Origin of the sequence: Exiguobacterium sp. s101 (genome assembly GCF_018617835.1) — a bacterium.
Lineage (GTDB): Bacteria > Bacillota > Bacilli > Exiguobacteriales > Exiguobacteriaceae > Exiguobacterium > Exiguobacterium marinum.
The window spans coordinates 215090-233291 of sequence record NZ_JACSKX010000002.1; the positions used below are offsets into that span (position 1 = coordinate 215090).

Genomic DNA, 18202 nt, shown 5'->3' on the forward strand with positions numbered 1-18202 from the left:
TCTTTAGGCATCTTTCGTCGGTTGCACGACCTTCCCTCCGGACGCTTTGTATAAGCGGTTATAGACGGCTAACGCGACCCCGACCGGTTCAATCTTGTTCACATAAATCTCTTCGACATCTGTCTCATCAAATCGACGAAGGGCATCGTATAAACGTTGCGCCGCCACTTCCATCGAGGTACCGAGAGAAAAGGTAACTTCTGCCAATGTCGGCTCTTCATCAAATACGAGTGCACCGATACGCCGCCCCACTCGCTGACGCTCTTCGATGACACGCTCTAAATCTTCACGTGTGCCATCGACCAAAAAGACGGGCGCTGTCGGGGCATAATGCGTATATTTCATTCCCGGTGACTTTGGTGCGGCTTCTTCGTCACTTAAGTTGGCATCTAAAGCGACCGATCCAATGACGGCTTCGATTTCTTCTCGCGTCACACCACCAGGTCGTAAAATCGTCACCATGTCACCCGTACAATCGATGACGGTTGACTCGACACCGATTCCAGTTGGACCCCCATCAACAATCCCTGCGATTCGCCCGGCCAAATCATCAGCCACATGTTGAGCGGTGGTCGGCGAGGGGCGCCCAGAACGATTCGCACTTGGAGCCGCAAGTCCTAAACCCGACTCACGAATCAATTCAAGTGCTGCCGAATGGTTCGGCATCCGTAATCCGATGGAATCGAGGCCCGCGGTCACGAGCGATGAGGCTCGGCCGTTTGAAGGCAAGATGATTGTCAAAGCGCCTGGCCAAAACACATCCATTAAGCGTTTGGCAACGGGAGGGATCGAATCGGCGAACATTTTCGCTTGTTCGATTGAAGCAATATGGACGATGAGTGGGTTATCCGACGGACGACCTTTCGCCTCAAAAATCTTGCGAATCGCCATATCATTCATGGCGTCCCCCGCGAGACCATAAACGGTTTCTGTCGGCATGGCGAGGATTTCACCCGCTTGAAGAAGACGTACCCCCTCTTCAACCTCATTCGATTTAATCCATTTCGTTTCCATACGCAATCCCTTCCCTTACGGCATAGACGATACGGTCCTTACCGTTTATATCTTTTAAAATACCCGTTTCTGCTTCAGGATAACGTTCAGACAGCAATGATTTCACATCTTGTCCTTGGTTATACCCGATTTCAAACGCAATCAATTGCCAATCGGCACGTAAGACGCGCACTGATTCCGAAATGAGTTGACGATACATATCAAGTCCGTCCGCGCCTCCAAAGAGGGCTAGATGCGGCTCGTAGGCGACAACGGTCTCATCTAACAGCACTTCCGTTTCGATATAAGGCGGATTCGAGACGAGAATACGAATCGACCGATCGGCGATTGGAGCGAGCCCGTCTCCTTCATAAAAACGAACATTCGCACCGAGCGCTTCCGCATTTCGTTTCGCGACCACTATCGCTTCCGGAGAAATATCGACCGTGTGTACCCGGATACCGAGTTCTAAACTAAGCGTGATCGCAATCGCTCCACTCCCCGTCCCGACATCCACGATTTCATCGTCCGTTATGTGACGAATTTGACCGAGCACCCAGTCAATCAATTCTTCTGTTTCTGGCCTCGGAATCAAGACGTCGCGATTCACTTCGAAAGAACGCCCGTAAAACGGCGCTCGTCCAATCACATGTTGTACCGGTTCCCCGGTCAACATACGCTCAACGCCTTCCTCAAATCGTGTCGCCTCATCTTCCGACAGTTCATCCGACAGGCGGACGAGGAGACCAGTCCGATCAACGCGAAGCACATGCATGAGCCACCACTCGGCAGCCGCGTGGTCGCGCCCGGCTTCTGAAAGCCGTTTTTCTGTCTGTTTGAGTAGCGCGGCGACACGCATCATTCTGCATCCTCCATGAGACGTGCCTGTTCATCCATGATGAGTGCGTCGATGATGTCTTCTAGTTCACCCGCTAACACACGGTCTAACTTTTGGAGCGTTAAACCGATGCGATGGTCTGTGACACGACTTTGCGGGAAGTTATATGTGCGAATCCGCTCTGAGCGGTCACCTGTCCCGACAGCGGATTTCCGCTGTGCCGACAGTTCTTCCATATGCTCGCTCTGCATCTTGTCATACAGGCGTGCCCGAAGGACCTTCATCGCCTTGTCTTTATTTTTATGTTGCGACTTCTCATCCTGACAAGACACGACGAGGCCTGATGGGATGTGTGTCAAACGAACGGCAGACTGTGTCGTGTTGACTGACTGTCCACCTGGACCGGACGAGGTGAACGTATCGACACGCACATCTTTCATATCGATATGGACCTCGACATCTTCCGCTTCAGGTAAGACAGCGACCGTTGCCGTAGACGTATGGATTCGTCCACCCGATTCCGTAGACGGGACCCGTTGCACACGATGTGCCCCATTCTCAAACTTAAGTTTTGAGTAGGCACCAGCCCCATTGATCATGAACGTGACTTCTTTAAATCCGCCGAGCTCGGTATAGTTTGCATCGATCAATTCAACTTTCCAATTTTGACGTTCAGCGAATCGTGTGTACATCTTATAAAGATCTCCTGCAAAAAGGGCCGCTTCGTCTCCACCTGCCGCACCTCGGACTTCGACGATAACGTTTTTGTCATCGTTCGGGTCTTTTGGAAGTAACAAAATCCGTAACTTCGCTTCTAACTCTTTTACTTCCGGTTCTAAAAGCTGCATCTCTTCTTTTGCAAGTTCACGCATCTCGGCATCGAGCGTCCGGTCTTCGAGCATCGACTTCGCTTCCTTGAAGGCCTCACTCTTACCCTTATACTGCCGATACATCTGTACCGTCTCTTCTAACTGTGCTTGCTCTTTCGAATATTGTCTCAACTTCGTCGAGTCACTGAGCACCTCAGGGTCGGCGAGCATCTCATTCAATTGCATATAACGATCTTCTAATACACTTAAACGGTCAAACATGATGATCCGTCCTTTCTCCGTCAAATCAAACTCTATCTATTATAGCAAAAAAACGGACCGCCGAGGGCGGTCCGTCGATTCATCAGTCTACCACCGTATGGCGGACCGGACGTGGTTTATTCGGCACATCATGACAATGACGGCACCTCGGCTCATACGATTCTGAAGCTCCGACTAAGATGATCGGATCTTCATAACGAGCCGGTTTCCCGTCAATCAAACGCTGTGTCCGCGAAGCAGGTGCCCCGCAAGACAGGCAGATCGCCTGCAGTTTCGTCACAAACTCGGCACGGGACAACAGTTCAGGCATCATCGTGAACGGTTCACCACGAAAGTCCATATCGAGCCCTGCACAAATAACGCGTTTGTCCTCGTTCGCGAGCTGTTCGATGACATCAACGATGCCTTCATCAAAGAATTGCACCTCATCAATCGCGATGACTTGTGTTTCTTCACGTACGGCATCGTATAAGTCCTGGCTCGATGCGACAGGTACTGCCACGACCGAGTTGCCCATGTGTGAGACGACGTTCTCTTCATGATACCGGTCGTCGATTGCTGGTTTGAACACTTGGACCGGAATCTTTCCATAGTGAGCGCGGCGGACACGGCGAATCAATTCCTCCGACTTCCCTGAAAACATACTCCCACAAATCACTTCAATCCAACCATATCGGTTCGTCACATGCATCATTATTCTTCGCCCTCTCCATCGATAATCGCTTTCCGATTATACCTATCTTTCGAGTTGAGGAAAAGGGTTGACTTCTCTCAATTCCCATTAGCCGTGGACAAGTCCTTTATTCGTCGGCATTCGCTTCTTTTTGCTCATCAATTAATTTCAATTTGCGTGCGAGCGGTCGAATCGTGAGACCGTGCAACGTTACGGAAATGAAGACGAGTCCGAGGGTGAGCGGTAACATTTGCTTCGCATCTTCAATCCCAAGATGCGCGACCTCTTCGGCAAAGAATCCAGCAACCGTCATCGCCACGATACCACGTGGTGCAATCCAACCGATAAACCCTCGTTCCGCAAGCGGTAAGCCCCCACCGATCGTGGAAAAATAAATTGCTACCGGACGTACTAAGAGAAGGATGCCGGCAATCGTCAATAGAAGTGGCCATTGGAAAATATTCAATAGTTCCTCTCGGGACAGCGATGCCGTCAATAAAATGAATACAGATGAGATGAGCAAGATCGAAATATCTTCTTTAAATGATTGCAGTTCTTCAATAATTTCTTCATCCCGATGCTTCGTGTTGGCCATCGTCATCCCCATTGCCGTCACGGCAAGAAGCCCGACTTCGTGCATCATAAGCTCACTCAGTGAGAATAAGACGAGGACGGCCGTCAATGTGACCGAGGCACGAAGGTAACGCGGCACTTTTTCAGCGACAAACCACCCCATCAAGAGATGACCAAACAAGTAACCGAGTCCAATCCCTACGATACAAGCACCTGCAAAGAGGAGTTGCATCCATAAATCCATCCCTTCATATACGATGTAGCCAAGTCGTACGACGAAGAGACCAAGTAGCGCACCGACAGGATCCACGATAATTCCTTCCCACTTCAGAATCGCACCGACCCGATCTTTCAAATGCGCTTGGCGCAACAACGGAATAACGACGGTCGGTCCCGTCACGACGAAGAGCGCACCCATGGTCCACGCGACCACCCAATGCAACCCACCGACATATTGGATGAGTAGCGACGACCCGACAAACGACAAGGCAACCCCGACTGTAACGATTCGCACAATCGACCGACGGAACTGATTGATTTCGCTGAAATGAAGCCCGAGACTTCCTTCAAATAAGATAATGGCAACCGCAAACGATATGATAGGACTATATAGATCCCCTAATAATTCACGTGGGTCGAACAGGCCAAGAATCGGACCTGCCAATACTCCGGCGAGTGTCATAATGATGATTGCTGGGATTTGATAGCGCCATGCCAACCATTGTGACATGATACCGACTCCGATTAACAAGCTGATACTGATGAGTATAAATTCCATAAAGGCCCCCTCATGACATTCTTTCGTCTCTTTACCCGCGTTATTGTAACAAAAAACCGCCAAGGGCAATCCCTAGGCGGTGAGCATACAACTTTACGATTAACGTTGGTATTTCTTGTTGAAGCGCTCGATACGACCATCTGCAGATGCGAATTTCTGGCGACCTGTGTAGAACGGGTGCGAATCAGAAGATACATCGACACGGATGAGTGGGTACTCGTTTCCATCTTCCATCGTGATTGTCTCGTTAGAGTAACGAGTTGAACCAGTGATGAATTTGAATTCTGTCGTCGAGTCCATGAATACGACTTTACGGTATTCTGGGTGGATTCCTTGTTTCATTGCTTTTCAACTCCTTCGGCCCTAAGTATTCTTTCAACCTAGAGAAAGTTCACTAGAATATAATATCACCCAACTATAGGATTTACAAGTCTGATTTCGTTTTTTTCACTGGTCGTCTTTTTTTCTTATCTGCCTCAAGCGCAGCGAAAAAATCGAGGTTCGTTTTTGTCTCACGAACGCGACGTAAGAACTGTTCAACGAAGTCTGGAGACTCGTTCATCGTGCGACGAATCGTCCATAGTGAATCAAGTTCGCCCTTCCCAAGCAACAACTCTTCTTTCCGTGTACCCGATCGACGAATATCAATCGCCGGGAAGATGCGACGTTCAGCTAGTTTCCGGTCTAGATGAAGTTCCATGTTCCCAGTCCCTTTGAATTCTTCATAGATGACGTCATCCATTCGTGAACCGGTCTCAACGAGTGCCGTGGCAAGAATCGTCAAACTTCCTCCATCTTCGATATTTCGAGCTGCGCCGAAGAATTTTTTCGGTTTATGGAAAGCCGCCGGATCAATCCCCCCAGATAGTGTCCGCCCACTCGGCGGGACAGAAAGGTTATACGCACGAGTGAGACGAGTGATGGAGTCGAGTAAAATGACCACGTTTTTCTTATGTTCAACGAGACGCATCGCCCGTTCAAGTACGAGTTCCGAGATTCGTGCATGGTTTTCCGGTGTCTCATCAAATGTCGAGAACGCTACGTCCGCACCCGGTACCGACCGTTGGATGTCAGTCACTTCCTCTGGTCGTTCATCAATCAAGAGAATAATCAGTTCGACGTTCGGATGGTTCGTCGTGATTGAATTCGCAATTTCCTTTAAGAGTGAGGTTTTACCGGCTTTTGGTGGCGCCACAATCAAACCACGTTGTCCGAACCCAACTGGTGCAATCATATCCATGACGCGAACGGAAAGATGCTTCGGTTCCGTCTCGAGCTCCATTTGCTGTTCAGGATAAATCGGTGTCAGCGCCGGGAAATAATCACGCGAACGTGTCGAGTCCGTCGACTCACCATTGACCGCTTCTACACTCAACAACCCTTGAAAGCGTTCATTCTCTTTCGGCTTACGGACTTTCCCCGTGACAAGATCTCCGTTTCGAAGATTAAAGCGACGGATTTGTGAGGCGGCGATGTAAATGTCTTCGGAAGATTGGGAGTAATTGATTGGTCGGAGGAATCCGAAACCGCCGTCATTTTGGGACTGTGGGTTCGGTGGTATGATTTCTAAAATACCTTCGAGGAAATACAAATCTTTTGATTCTGCCTGTGACTTCAAGATACGAAACGTGAGTTCACGTTTCCGTGCTTCTCGAAAATTTGGTACTTTCACTTCTTTGGCGATCTCATATAGTTCTTTTAACGTCTTCGTTTCTAGTTCACGAAGCGTATAATTCTTTGCCGGTTCTGTCTGTTGACTCATTCAAGTCACCTATCTTTCTACATTTCATTACAAGAAGTATTCGAGTTTATGCAAACTTTTCATTTATGTTCTGCCATCATCTAACCATATTTTGTCCGTGCCGTCACTGTGCAAAAATCACCTTTTGTTCAACCGTTTCCCTCTTGTACAAATCCTTACACAGTAAATGATAGTTTTGTAACAAAATAAGTGCTATATCCACATATTGTTTCATTTCCATTACAAGAAAACGCTTTTTTGACTTGTGATTGAAAAATGCTATCGGTCTTGCGCATGATATAGTTTATTTGCACAGGAAACCGGGTATATCTCGCAACTTGTGCTCTACCTAATAATATTACTCGATTCTGTCATATAGCCACATATTGATTTTAAAAAACGGAGGGATTTATACAATGTTAAAGCGTATTGCATCTATCGTCGTCGCTGCCACTGTTGCTTTCTCGGGTCTCATGTTCTCAACAGGAGAACAAGCAGAAGCCGCTAAAGGAACTTTTGCCTACTCGAAAGTTAACGGTTTGAACATCCGTACTGCCCCGTCACTTACGTCATCGAAAGTTGTTGCGAAAATGGATAAAGGTCAACGCTATACATACCTTGGTAAATCCGGTTCGTTCTATAAAATCAATTATAAAGGCAAACATCGTTATATCTCAGCCTCTTCAAAATATTCTTACTTGAAACCTAGAACATCGACATCAACTTCAAAAACGGTTTCAACATCATCATCTAGCAAACGTTCAAAACTCGTCGCTGAGTCAAAAAAATATTTAGGTAAACCTTACCGTTACGGTGGAACATCAACTTCTGGATTTGACTGCTCTGGTTACACAGGATATGTTTACAAAAAAGCAATCGGGAAGACACTTCCACGTTCTTCACGTCAGCAATACTCAAGCGCGAAGAAAATTTCGAAGTCATCGATTCAAGCAGGAGATCTCGTCTTCTTCTCTCATTCAGGCGGTACGATTCATCACGTTGGAATGGCTCTTAGCAAAACAAAAATGATCAACTCAGAAACAGGTGGCGTCAAGTACGCGAGCTTCACTTCTGGATATTGGGCACCGCGTTACGTTGGCGCTGGATCATATCTCTAATACAACAGTAACACGACTCGGTTCATCGGAACCGAGTCGTTTTTTATATTTTCACATGTTCCATCAAATATTGCGAATCTTTCAGCACTGAGAATGTCCCATCCGTCTCTAGTACGACCGCTTCGACTTGATCAACAGGAGTCCCACTTGCACGAATCGCCTGAACGACTTCCATTTCTAATATTCGCTCCCTTTTTAAATACTCGTGTAGATAGTCCCCTCTATAGAACAGTAAAGTCGGCTCTGATTTAATCATTTTGTTCACTGTTGAATAACGCTTCGACAATTTCGCCAATATATATTGTAAGGCGACCAGTGTGCCAAACGCGGTCAACCCAGCGATTAAAGAAGTTTGTTGACTCGTCAAGGTCGTCGCTAAGATTGATCCTAATGCAACCGTCACGATAAAATCGAACGCATTCATTTTTGCCAACGTTCTTTTTCCGGAAACACGCAACATCAGAATGATTGAGATATACGCCCCAACCCCAGTCAAGACAATACGGATGATTGTCGATAGCTGTTCCATCTAACTCCTCCCTTATTTTTGTTTCAGCGCCCCTCTCGCGTTTGTTGCTGCAAAAACAATCATGAGTACACTCATCGTGCCAGCGACCGCAAGTCCTGCTGACAAGGCACCCCAATCAATCTCAGGTTGAGTCAGAACCGCCCGCATCCCTTCGAAAATATACGTCGTTGGATTGAATGTGGCGGCCACTTTCAGCCATTCCGCTTCAATCAACTCTTTCGGAACGAACGTGGTCGATAAGAAGATGAGTGGGAAGAACAAAAGTGTACCGGCCTGTGCTGCTTGCGCATTCCTCGTCTTCAGTGCAACACCGACAGAATACCCGGCGAACCCAAGTCCAAACCCGATGGCGAGTAGTACCGTGAAAAAGAATCCAACTGCCCCGACAGGAATCGTGAGACCAAGTAGAAAAGCGACAGCAAAGATAAGTAATGTTTGGACGAACAGTTGCAACATGCCAGCAATCATTGGTCCGAGCACGATGGACGTCCGAGTCGCAGGCGTTAACAGTAGCCTTGCGAAATAACCGCTTTCGATATCACGAACGAGCGCTTGCCCCGTCCCGCCTGCCCCACCGACTGCACCTGAAACAATCGATACCGGCAAGATGAAGTTCAAATAATCACTTCCCTCGAATTGTGGAAGAGAGGCCACACTCGATAAACCACTCGTATAGACGAGTAAAAAAAATACAGAAATAATCAAGTTCGGAATAAATGAAAACGGATTTCGAATCGTCGTCAATAAACTCCGCTTTGTGAATAACCATGTCTCAGTCCACATGAATCTCTCCCCCTTCATACGACTCTCCCGTTACCTTTAAAAAGACGTCATCGAGCGACGGTTGTTTCACGGTCAGACGTTCAGGTTGAAGTCGCTGTTCATCTAACGCACGAACAATCTCAGTCAACGTGACGTCGCGCAACTCGAAAGACACATGTGCCCCATCCGCAGTCGTATCAAATAACGTCGCAGCTGCTGCTGCATCCGATTCGCTTGAAAAGTCCATTGCGATTGTCTCATCACCGACAAGTTGCTTCAACTCATCAGCCGTCCCTTCACTGACGATTTGACCGTGATTGATGATGGCGATTCGGTCAGCCAATTCATCGGCTTCCTCTAAGTACTGAGTCGTTAAAAATATTGTCGTTCCAAACTCTTGGTTCAATCGTCTTACTTCGTTCCATATCTCGATTCGACTTGCCGGGTCGAGACCTGTCGTCGGTTCATCTAAAAACAACACCGTCGGTCGATGAACGAGCGTGAGTGCCAAATCGAGACGTCGCCGCATCCCTCCGGAATACGTACCACTTCGTCGATCTGCGGCATCCGTCAAAGACACGACTTTTAACAACTCATCTGCACGACGTCGTGCCTCCTCATTCGACATTTTGAATAAACGACCTTGTAAGACGAGCAGTTCACGCCCGGTCAACACTTTGTCAATGCCTGTCTCCTGTAAAGCGACTCCTATGGAAAGTCGAACATCTTTTTCTTGTTTGACGATATCAAATCCATTGACCCGAGCAGATCCTGACGTTGGACGAACAAGCGTCGTCAACATCTGCACCATCGTCGACTTTCCGGCACCGTTCGGCCCTAAGAACGCAAAGATTTCTCCTTCGTTTACAGAAAATGAAACATGATCTACAGCGGGAACATCTTTATATGTTTTCACGAGCCCTTCTACTTCAATCACCACACCCACCTCCTCACTATCCATTCCCGTTTTTAGATGTTTCATCACAAAAAAAGCCGCGGACGTTTGCACGTCCACGACTTCGCGTTATTCTGGCTTCATGACCATTTTTGGTTTTTTCTTGAGAGAGTGGTTCCCTTCAACAAAACGCACCGTACCAGACTTCGCACGCATAACAACTGAATGTGTCTGTCCACCTTGTGATGTGAATTGTACCCCACGCAACAATTCACCGTCCGTGACACCAGTCGCCGCAAAGATACAATCTTCACCTTTCACTAAATCATTTAGGAGTAGGATTCGATCCGTGTCTTCGATGCCCATGTCATGACAACGCTGTTTTTGAGCTTCGTCTTCTGGAAGCAAACGTCCTTGGAAGTCTCCTCCTAAACATTTCATCGCGACCGCTGCAATGACGCCTTCCGGTGCCCCACCTGAACCAAGTAACAAGTCGACACCTGTTTTCGCGAAAGCCGTATTGATGGCTGCGGCGACATCCCCGTCTGGAATCAGTTTAATTCGCGCCCCAGTCGTCCGAACGCGTTGGATGATTTCTTCGTGTCGATCCCGATGCAAAATCGTCACGACGACATCTTCCACGTTTTTCTTCTTCGCTTTTGCCACAATCTCAATATTTTCTTCAATCGAGTTGTCGAGGCTGACGAGACCTGCAGCTTCCGGTCCCACCGCGATTTTATCCATATACATGTCCGGTGCATGAAGTAGATCCCCCGCATCCGCAACCGCGAGGACTGCGAGCGCCCCCCACGTCCCTGTGGAGACGATGTTCGTGCCTTCTAAAGGATCGACTGCGACATCAAGACGCGAACCATAACCATTCCCGACCTTTTCTCCGATATAGAGCATCGGCGCTTCGTCCATTTCACCTTCCCCGATGACGACAATCCCCTTCATCGGAATCGTATCAAAGACATCTCGCATGGCTGTTGTCGCTGCATCATCTGCCTCGACCTTCAAACCTCGTCCCATCCAACGGGCTGAAGCAAGTGCCGCTGCTTCTGTCACCCGAACCAGTTCCATCGATAAACTTCTTTCCACCCGAAATCTCCCCTTTATGCCTCAGTGTGTTCTTCTAGCCAAACGAGCGCACCGAGTTGTTTTAATTTGCCGACGAAGTCGACATATGAATCATTTAATCGTTCTGCATGCAGTAATGTGGATTCTCCTGATGCTTGAAGTGCCGATAAGACAAGTGCCGCAGCACTCCTTGCGTCTGTACACTCCATCTCTGCGTTCGCAAGTTGGTTTCCCCCACGAATCACAGCCGACGCGTCTTCAAGTGTGATTTGTGCATTCATTCGACGCATCTCCGCAATATGTCGGAAGCGCTGGGCATACAATTTATCTGTGACAATGCTCGTGCCGTCCGCTTTCAACAAAGCGGCTGACATGATTGGCTGCAAATCACTCGGATACCCCGCATAATGAAACACACGAATATCCGTCGGCACAAATTCATTGGCGGTAACGGTGATTGACTCCTCACCGACTTCCACATTTGCACCAAAATCCAATAGTTTTTGTATGACACCCTCAAGATGTGTTGGAATGATTGATTGTACGGTCACACTACCAGATACGGCACCGAACATCATGAATGTTCCTGCCTCGAGGCGATCTGGAATCAATGTATGTGTACATCCGTGTAGCCGTTCAACCCCTTTGATGCGAATCTCATCTGTCCCTGCTCCGCTCACATGTGCCCCCATCGATGTCAACATCGTCGCTAAATCAACGACTTCAGGGTCACAGGCTGCATTTTCAATGACCGTTGTCCCTTTCGCTAAGACCGCAGCAAGCATCGCGCTTACAGTTGCCCCAAATGACCGTAAATCCAAATAAATTCGATTCCCGACGAGTTCTTCGACTCGGACATGATACAAACCAGATTCATTCTCAACGTGTATTCCGAGCCGTTCTAGTGCTTTCACATGCAAATCAATCGGTCGTGGACCAATCGCGTATCCTCCAGGTAGCCCAACTGCTCCTTTTCCGAAACGAGCGGCGAAGACACCAAGTAAATAGACAGCGGCACGAACTTTCCTCGTCTCGGAACCGAGAAGGGGCATCGCAACCGCTTCATTCGAATGAATGGTCACCTGCTCGCCATCGCGCTCCACTCGAACCCCTAGCTCTGTCAACAGATTGACCATCACTTCTACATCTTCAATCATCGGGACGTTTTCAATCGTCACCGACTCTTCCGTGAGAAGTGCAGCCACAAGGCAAGGAAGAGCGCTCTGTTTCGCTCCGCTAATCTCGACGGTTCCTTCTAGTTTTTGCTGCCCAACGATATGGAGAATTTCCACGCTGATCAAAACCTTTCTACGACGGACTTATTTGGATTGAGCGTTGTTCCAATCCGCTAAGAACTGCTCAATACCTTTGTCTGTGAGCGGATGATTCATCATCTGTTCGATGATTTTGTATGGTACTGTCGCAATGTCAGCCCCAAGGAGTGCGGCTTTCGTCACGTGAATCGGGTGACGTACAGATGCCGCGATAATCTCTGTCTCGATGCCATGAATCGCAAAGATGTTCGCAATCGTCTCGACTAAATCGAGTCCATCCTGTCCGATATCATCTAATCGTCCGATGAATGGAGAAACATACGAAGCTCCGGCACGCGCTGCGAGTAACGCCTGATTCGCATTAAAGATGAGCGTGACGTTCGTTTTGATCCCGAGCTCTTTGAACTGTTTCACTGCTTCCATTCCCGCTGAAGTCATCGGTACTTTTACTGTAATATTCGGCGCAATAGCGGCAAGTTCCTTTCCTTCTTCCACCATACCCGATGCATCGAGTGCAATAACTTCAGCGCTGACCGAGAGATCCCCGACGATCTCACAGATTTCACGAAGTCTTGTATGGAAATCGACACCTTCTTTGGCAACGAGCGATGGATTCGTCGTCACGCCTCCGATGACGCCCATCTGATGGGCCTTTTTAATGTCTTCCACATTCGCTGTGTCAATAAAAAAACGCATATGTGTGTCCTCCTCAAGTTGTGATCGCTTACAATCTCTATTATGAGGAAAGACTTGGCGAATTACTACACCCTTTGTTAGATTCGGAACGAGACGACAGAGAGAATATAAAAAGTCGGTCCTCATAGAGAACCGACTTGATCAAGCAGGATTATGCTTGGTTGCTTGAACCAAACTCACGCATCTTACCAGTAACGACGTTGTAGATCGCTTCAATACCAGGTCCGATGATTTTACGTGGGTCATATACTTTTGCATCAGCAGCAACTTTCTCACGTACGGCACGAGTCCACTCTTGTTGGCACTCTGTGTTAACGTTAATCTTACTGTGTCCGAGCTCGATTGCTTTTTTGATTTGGTGCTCAGGAATTCCTGATCCACCGTGAAGAACGAGTGGAGTTTGAGTCGCTTCTGCGATTTCTTCCATCTCTTTGAAGCCGAGGTTTGGCTCGCCTGCGTATTCTCCGTGTACAGAACCGAGTGCTGCAGCAAGTGCATCCACTTTCGCTTCTTTGACGACACGTACGCACTCATCAAGATCAGCGTATTGTACACCACCGACTACGCCATCTTCTTCGCCGCCAACTGTACCGACTTCTGCCTCAACAGAAGCACCTTTAGCGTGCGCGTACTCGACAACTTGCTTCGTCATTTCGACGTTTTCGTCGATCGGATGGTGTGAACCGTCAATCATGACTGATGTGAAGCCAGCGTCAATCGCTGCTTTACACTTATCGAATGAAGAACCGTGGTCAAGGTGGATTGCAACTGGAACAGTGATGCTGTAGTCGTGCATGAGACCTTCAACCATTTTGACAACTGTAGTGAAGCCACCCATGTATTTCGCTGCACCTTCTGATACACCGAGGATTACTGGTGATTTCTCGTCTTCCGCAGCGCGAAGAATCGCTTGCGTCCACTCGAGGTTGTTAATGTTGAATTGGCCGACTGCATACTTGCCTTCGAATGCTTTATTAAGCATTTCTGTCATTGATACTAATGGCATAATGACATCCTCCTGTCTGTTCGCTATTATACACGTTTAGGGAAAGTACCCCCGTGCAATTCGTTCCCATTATAACACACCGTAAAACATGTGCCTATGCTATTCGGGCATAGAAATGGCTCGGCGCAAGCGTTTACATATGTCATCTTCGTGACGAAATGTCAGATTTTCAAGACTTCCTTCACTTTTTCAATCATCCCGTATATATCAAACGGTTTTTCGAACTGCGCGATTATTCCAAGTCGACGTACTTCTTCAATCACCGCTTCTTCTCCAAACGCCGTCATAATCATTACAGGCGTTTCCAACTTCTCTTCGCGCATTCTTCGCAACACTTCATGCCCAAGCATTCGAGGCATGTTCATATCGAGCAAGACTAGGTCGTATCGTTCCCGCTCTAAAAATTCCCAGGCGCTGATGCCGTCTTGTGCCGAGTCCACATCTACACCCATGTTTGTGAACACTTGCGCGAGCATCGTACGAATACCATCCTGGTCATCCGCAATCAACATCCGTGACATGCATGTCCCTTCTTTCATTCATCGTTTTCCATAATCAAACAATTTAACCATACCAAACTCATCTTTTTTTCGCGATGCCTATCTTTTGAAATCAAGGGAACGATGACTCAGATGTATCTTCTTGTTCCTCCTTTAACTGTTGTGGTACCTCTAAATCACTCACTCGTTCATAGTCGGTCACTTCAGGATTCTCCTCTTTCACAAACACTTTCAGATATTCACCTTCCGCTAGTAATGCAGAGGTTGTTATGGCTAACGGGCGCTTTTTCCCATCCGCATCGTATCCAATCAGGTCATAGCGATAACCATCAGAGACTTTTGTCGCCACTTCCGCATTAGGTACTTTGACATAATAAACGTCCGCCAGTAGACGATTCGGGTCGACATAGCGCCAACCAATCCCTAATAAAACGCCGATTAACAATACGGCGATGAGATTTCGCTTCATAAAAAGTTCTCCTTCGATATAAGAATCACTACCTATGTAGGTATACCGTTATTCCGAAGTCATGAAACCATTCCACAAAAAGAGGTTCATCCTGTTTAGAATGAACCTCTCGGGCGCTACGTTAAACTTTAGGACTCGACTGTCACTGGAACGACTGCGATTTCAATCTCCTTCTCGACCTCTTCACGTTCCTCTTTCAAGCGTTCATCTGACCATTTGAAGACGTCAGCCATGCATCGAAGCACACCGTCTTTATACTGACGGACAAAGTCGATATCAAAGAACATCGCCCCAGTCCGGCGAATCAAGAAGTCGATGGCCCGAACGACCGACTCTTCTTCAATCCCGTAGACTAACTGCGCGTAGACAATTTCCGGAAGATCATACGCATTGGAGTCCATCCGTTCAATAACGCGGTCAATATTCGAACCGTATAGACGAACGAGTTCTTCCGCGTGGTTTGCGTCTAGACCATGATTTTGAAGTTCTTTCGTTTTCTTCTCGAGGAAATCGTTGAAGCCTTTCGACCCGCCGACATGACCACCTGACATTGGCATATGCTTCGTCCGACTCGCCAAGTAAACGACACCGTCCTCTTCTTTCAATAATTTAGCGACAAGGTCGACGACCGTTTCTGACATCTTCCGATACCCTGTCAATTTACCACCGGCAATCGTGATCAAACCGCTGTCTGACTGCCAAATTTCGTCCTTACGTGAAATTTCAGAAGGGTCCTTTCCTTCCTCATAAATCAACGGACGAATACCTGCCCAGCTCGATTCCACATCGTCTGCCGTGACATGGACGTCAGGGAACATATAGTGAATGGCATCCAAAATATAATCGCGGTCTTCTGTCGTCATGCGTGGATGGGCTTTGTTTTTATCAAAGAACGTGTCCGTCGTTCCGACGTACGCTTTGTTTCCGCGCGGAATCGCGAAGACCATACGCCCGTCTGGTGTATCGAAATAAATTGCCTGTTTGAGCGGGAATTTCGATTGATCGATGACCAAGTGAATCCCTTTTGTGAGGCGAAGTTGTTTCCCTTTCTTCGAGTTATCCTCTTCTCGTAATTCATCGACCCACGGGCCCGTCGCATTGATGACTTTCTTCGCATATACGTCATACGTCGACCCGTCAATCTGGTCCTCGACGTGTACACCAGCCACTTTACCGTTCTCATAGATCAATCCAGTTACTTTTGCATAGTTCATAAGAAGCGCGCCGTGATTCGCGGCCTCTTTCGCCACTTCGATTGTCAATCGTGCATCATCCGTCCGATACTCGACGTAGTATCCACCACCGACTAAGTCATCTTTTTTGACGAGTGGTGCTTTTTTGATGACTTCATTCGGCTTGAGCATCATGCGACGTTCTGCCCGTTTGACGCCTGCGAGGAAGTCATACACCATGAGTCCGATTGAAGTTGAGAAAGGACCAAACGTGCCTCCCTTGTGCATCGGTAATAGCATCTGTTCCGGTGTCGTGACATGTGGACCGTTCTCATACACGATGGCACGCTCTTTCCCGACTTCTGCGACGAGCGCCACTTCAAATTGTTTCAAATAGCGGAGTCCCCCGTGAACAAGTTTCGTCGAACGGCTTGACGTCCCGGCCGCAAAGTCTTGCATTTCGAGAACCGCTGTCTTCATCCCACGTGACGACGCATCGAGCGCAATCCCTGCTCCGGTTATCCCTCCACCGACAACAAGAACGTCATGACGTTCGCTTGTCAGTTGTTCGTATCGTTTCGCTCGTTCTTTCGCTGAGAAATTTCTGATTTCCATCTTATTCCCTCCTATAGTAAGTACGGTTCAATGAATAGAAAAAGAGACCACAACAAAAACAAGGCTTCCCCCTTCTGTTGTGGTCTCTCTATTGTCTCGAACCGAATATCAACTTTTCTCCTGTATTATACCCTATTCTTTTCAGTTCAATCATCTCTTACGCTTGCGCAATCTGTAATGTGTTCATTCACAAGCATCCGACTCGCATTTTTGAGTCGAGAAGCTTAGACTTCAAGGTATCATGTTGAAGGAGGATTTCAGATGAAACGTATGTTACAACCTTTTCAATTCAAAAATGGCGTCGAAGTACCGAACCGACTCGTCTTGGCTCCGATGACACATTACTCATCAGAACCAACGGGCGAAGTATCCGAGCATGAGCTCGCCTACTATCGGAAACGGGCGCAAAACGTCGGGCTTGCGATTACAGCATGCGCGTACGTGACAGAAGACGGGAAAGGTTTCCCGAACGCATTCGGGGTCAATGACGACAAATTCATCCCGGGTCTCCGTCAATTGGCGGAAAGTTTAAAAGCGGAAGGTGCAAAAGCCATCCTTCAAATTTTCCACGCCGGGCGTATGTCACCACCTGAACTCGTCCCGAACGAACAACCTGTCAGTGCAAGTGCTGTCGCGCCTGTCCGAGAAGGCGCCGTCACACCCCGTGCCCTTGAGACATCAGAAGTCGAAGCCATTATCGAGGCGTTCGGTGAAGCGACACGTCGTGCCATCGAATCCGGGTTTGACGGAGTCGAGATTCACGGGGCGAACACATACTTGATTCAACAATTCTTCTCACCGCATTCGAATCGCCGTGAAGATCGCTTCGGTGGTGATGTTCATGGACGTTTGACGTTCCCACGCGAAGTCATTCGTCGTGTCAAAGAAGCAGCTGAAGATGCAGAAGACTTCCTCGTCGGTTATCGCTTCTCACCAGAAGAAATCGAAGAACCAGGAATCACACTCGACGACACGGATGTGTTGCTCGATATGATTTTAGAAGAAGGTGTGGATTATATTCACGCTTCTCTTTGGAACTTCAATACAGCCTCTATGCGTGACGAAAACGTCACGGAACGTTCGATTGACCGCATCGCCAAACGCATCAATGGTGCCATCCCACTCATTGGAGTCGGACAACTCCAACGTCCTGCTCAAGTCGAAGATGCACTCGACGTTGTCGATTTCGCCGCGCTCGGTCGTGAACTCATCATCGACCCTGAATGGCTCGAAAAAGTGAAGACGGACCGTGAAGATGACATCGAGACAGAACTCGACTTGGATAAACAAGCCGAACTTGCTGTCCCGGCCCCACTTTGGAATGCGATCACGACTCGTGCCGGGTGGTTCCCGATTAAAGATCAAAAAGTGAAGTAAAAAAATGAACCCGCCGTTTATC

The 18202-nt window shown here is 48.0% G+C and carries 19 protein-coding genes; 2 read left to right on the forward strand and 17 right to left on the reverse strand.

The window, feature by feature from the left end; translation table 11 throughout:
* Positions 1–3: 3 nt before the first annotated feature.
* From KNO76_RS03260 to rho, 7 genes are all read right to left on the reverse strand, one after another.
* The gene (locus KNO76_RS03260) at positions 4–1014 is read right to left on the reverse strand and encodes an L-threonylcarbamoyladenylate synthase (protein ID WP_214878734.1); all 1011 of its coding nucleotides are present in this window, start codon (positions 1012–1014) and stop codon (positions 4–6) included.
* On the reverse strand, positions 995–1852 hold the full coding sequence (prmC, locus tag KNO76_RS03265; protein WP_214878911.1) for a peptide chain release factor N(5)-glutamine methyltransferase: 858 nt from the start codon (positions 1850–1852) through the stop codon (positions 995–997). Before prmC ends, KNO76_RS03260 begins: the two co-directional genes overlap by 20 nt.
* Positions 1852–2922, reverse strand: coding sequence for a peptide chain release factor 1 (gene prfA, locus KNO76_RS03270; protein ID WP_026825074.1), 1071 nt, complete (start codon positions 2920–2922; stop codon positions 1852–1854). The genes prmC and prfA overlap by 1 nt, the downstream gene beginning before the upstream one ends.
* Before the next feature lie 82 nt (positions 2923–3004).
* Positions 3005–3616 (reverse strand): thymidine kinase, encoded by a 612-nt coding sequence (locus KNO76_RS03275; protein WP_214882497.1) that lies wholly within the window; start codon positions 3614–3616, stop codon positions 3005–3007.
* Between the two features lie 106 nt (positions 3617–3722).
* On the reverse strand, positions 3723–4946 hold the full coding sequence (locus KNO76_RS03280; protein ID WP_214882500.1) for a cation:proton antiporter: 1224 nt from the start codon (positions 4944–4946) through the stop codon (positions 3723–3725).
* A gap of 99 nt (positions 4947–5045) precedes the next feature.
* Complete coding sequence (locus tag KNO76_RS03285) at positions 5046–5288, reverse strand: type B 50S ribosomal protein L31 (RefSeq protein ID WP_012727387.1); 243 nt, start codon at positions 5286–5288, stop codon at positions 5046–5048.
* Positions 5289–5370: 82 nt separating this feature from the next.
* Positions 5371–6708, reverse strand: coding sequence for a transcription termination factor Rho (gene rho / locus KNO76_RS03290; protein WP_214882503.1), 1338 nt, complete (start codon positions 6706–6708; stop codon positions 5371–5373).
* A 395-nt stretch (positions 6709–7103) separates the two neighbouring features.
* Here rho and KNO76_RS03295 point away from each other — a divergent pair, with 395 nt between their 5' ends.
* Positions 7104–7805, forward strand: a complete 702-nt coding sequence (locus KNO76_RS03295; protein ID WP_214882506.1) for a C40 family peptidase — start codon at positions 7104–7106, stop codon at positions 7803–7805.
* 43 nt (positions 7806–7848) lie between these two features.
* On the opposite strand, the gene KNO76_RS03300 is transcribed toward KNO76_RS03295, so the two are convergent.
* From KNO76_RS03300 to KNO76_RS03345, 10 genes are all read right to left on the reverse strand, one after another.
* Complete coding sequence (locus KNO76_RS03300) at positions 7849–8334, reverse strand: DUF421 domain-containing protein (RefSeq protein WP_214703160.1); 486 nt, start codon at positions 8332–8334, stop codon at positions 7849–7851.
* Positions 8335–8346: 12 nt separating this feature from the next.
* Positions 8347–9117 carry an ABC transporter permease gene (locus KNO76_RS03305; protein ID WP_214882509.1) on the reverse strand — a complete coding sequence of 257 codons (771 nt, stop codon included), beginning with the start codon at positions 9115–9117 and terminating at the stop codon, positions 8347–8349.
* Positions 9107–10033, reverse strand: a complete 927-nt coding sequence (locus KNO76_RS03310) for a daunorubicin resistance protein DrrA family ABC transporter ATP-binding protein (protein WP_026825068.1) — start codon at positions 10031–10033, stop codon at positions 9107–9109. The genes KNO76_RS03305 and KNO76_RS03310 overlap by 11 nt, the downstream gene beginning before the upstream one ends.
* A gap of 87 nt (positions 10034–10120) precedes the next feature.
* Entirely contained in the window at positions 10121–11092 is a 972-nt protein-coding gene (gene glpX / locus KNO76_RS03315; RefSeq protein WP_026825067.1) for a class II fructose-bisphosphatase, read from the reverse strand.
* 14 nt (positions 11093–11106) lie between these two features.
* Entirely contained in the window at positions 11107–12363 is a 1257-nt protein-coding gene (murA, locus tag KNO76_RS03320) for a UDP-N-acetylglucosamine 1-carboxyvinyltransferase (RefSeq protein ID WP_026825066.1), read from the reverse strand.
* A 27-nt stretch (positions 12364–12390) separates the two neighbouring features.
* Positions 12391–13041, reverse strand: coding sequence for a fructose-6-phosphate aldolase (fsa, locus tag KNO76_RS03325; RefSeq protein WP_214700194.1), 651 nt, complete (start codon positions 13039–13041; stop codon positions 12391–12393).
* Positions 13042–13192: 151 nt separating this feature from the next.
* Positions 13193–14047: a class II fructose-1,6-bisphosphate aldolase gene (gene fba / locus KNO76_RS03330; protein ID WP_026825064.1), complete on the reverse strand. Its 855-nt coding sequence runs from the start codon at positions 14045–14047 to the stop codon at positions 13193–13195.
* A 161-nt stretch (positions 14048–14208) separates the two neighbouring features.
* Complete coding sequence (locus KNO76_RS03335) at positions 14209–14568, reverse strand: response regulator (RefSeq protein ID WP_026825063.1); 360 nt, start codon at positions 14566–14568, stop codon at positions 14209–14211.
* A gap of 91 nt (positions 14569–14659) precedes the next feature.
* Positions 14660–15016 (reverse strand): YxeA family protein, encoded by a 357-nt coding sequence (locus KNO76_RS03340; protein WP_214882513.1) that lies wholly within the window; start codon positions 15014–15016, stop codon positions 14660–14662.
* A 128-nt stretch (positions 15017–15144) separates the two neighbouring features.
* Positions 15145–16803 carry a glycerol-3-phosphate dehydrogenase/oxidase gene (locus KNO76_RS03345; RefSeq protein WP_214882516.1) on the reverse strand — a complete coding sequence of 553 codons (1659 nt, stop codon included), beginning with the start codon at positions 16801–16803 and terminating at the stop codon, positions 15145–15147.
* Between the two features lie 261 nt (positions 16804–17064).
* Here KNO76_RS03345 and KNO76_RS03350 point away from each other — a divergent pair, with 261 nt between their 5' ends.
* Entirely contained in the window at positions 17065–18180 is a 1116-nt protein-coding gene (locus tag KNO76_RS03350; protein WP_214882519.1) for an NADH-dependent flavin oxidoreductase, read from the forward strand.
* Positions 18181–18202: the final 22 nt, after the last annotated feature.

Bases quoted from the DNA above. Each gene is read 5' to 3' on its own strand.
- KNO76_RS03260 (WP_214878734.1), bottom strand. From the start codon at position 1,014: ATGGAAACGAAATGGATTAAATCGAATGAGGTTGAAGAGGGGGTACGT.
- prmC (WP_214878911.1), bottom strand. From the start codon at position 1,852: ATGCGTGTCGCCGCGCTACTCAAACAGACAGAAAAACGGCTTTCAGAA.
- prfA (WP_026825074.1), bottom strand. From the start codon at position 2,922: ATGTTTGACCGTTTAAGTGTATTAGAAGATCGTTATATGCAATTGAAT.
- KNO76_RS03275 (WP_214882497.1), bottom strand. From the start codon at position 3,616: ATGATGCATGTGACGAACCGATATGGTTGGATTGAAGTGATTTGTGGG.
- KNO76_RS03280 (WP_214882500.1), bottom strand. From the start codon at position 4,946: ATGGAATTTATACTCATCAGTATCAGCTTGTTAATCGGAGTCGGTATC.
- KNO76_RS03285 (WP_012727387.1), bottom strand. From the start codon at position 5,288: ATGAAACAAGGAATCCACCCAGAATACCGTAAAGTCGTATTCATGGAC.
- rho (WP_214882503.1), bottom strand. From the start codon at position 6,708: ATGAGTCAACAGACAGAACCGGCAAAGAATTATACGCTTCGTGAACTA.
- KNO76_RS03295 (WP_214882506.1), top strand. From the start codon at position 7,104: ATGTTAAAGCGTATTGCATCTATCGTCGTCGCTGCCACTGTTGCTTTC.
- KNO76_RS03300 (WP_214703160.1), bottom strand. From the start codon at position 8,334: ATGGAACAGCTATCGACAATCATCCGTATTGTCTTGACTGGGGTTGGG.
- KNO76_RS03305 (WP_214882509.1), bottom strand. From the start codon at position 9,117: ATGTGGACTGAGACATGGTTATTCACAAAGCGGAGTTTATTGACGACG.
- fsa (WP_214700194.1), bottom strand. From the start codon at position 13,041: ATGCGTTTTTTTATTGACACAGCGAATGTGGAAGACATTAAAAAGGCC.
- fba (WP_026825064.1), bottom strand. From the start codon at position 14,047: ATGCCATTAGTATCAATGACAGAAATGCTTAATAAAGCATTCGAAGGC.
- KNO76_RS03335 (WP_026825063.1), bottom strand. From the start codon at position 14,568: ATGTCACGGATGTTGATTGCGGATGACCAGGATGGTATTCGTACGATG.
- KNO76_RS03340 (WP_214882513.1), bottom strand. From the start codon at position 15,016: ATGAAGCGAAATCTCATCGCCGTATTGTTAATCGGCGTTTTATTAGGG.
- KNO76_RS03345 (WP_214882516.1), bottom strand. From the start codon at position 16,803: ATGGAAATCAGAAATTTCTCAGCGAAAGAACGAGCGAAACGATACGAA.
- KNO76_RS03350 (WP_214882519.1), top strand. From the start codon at position 17,065: ATGAAACGTATGTTACAACCTTTTCAATTCAAAAATGGCGTCGAAGTA.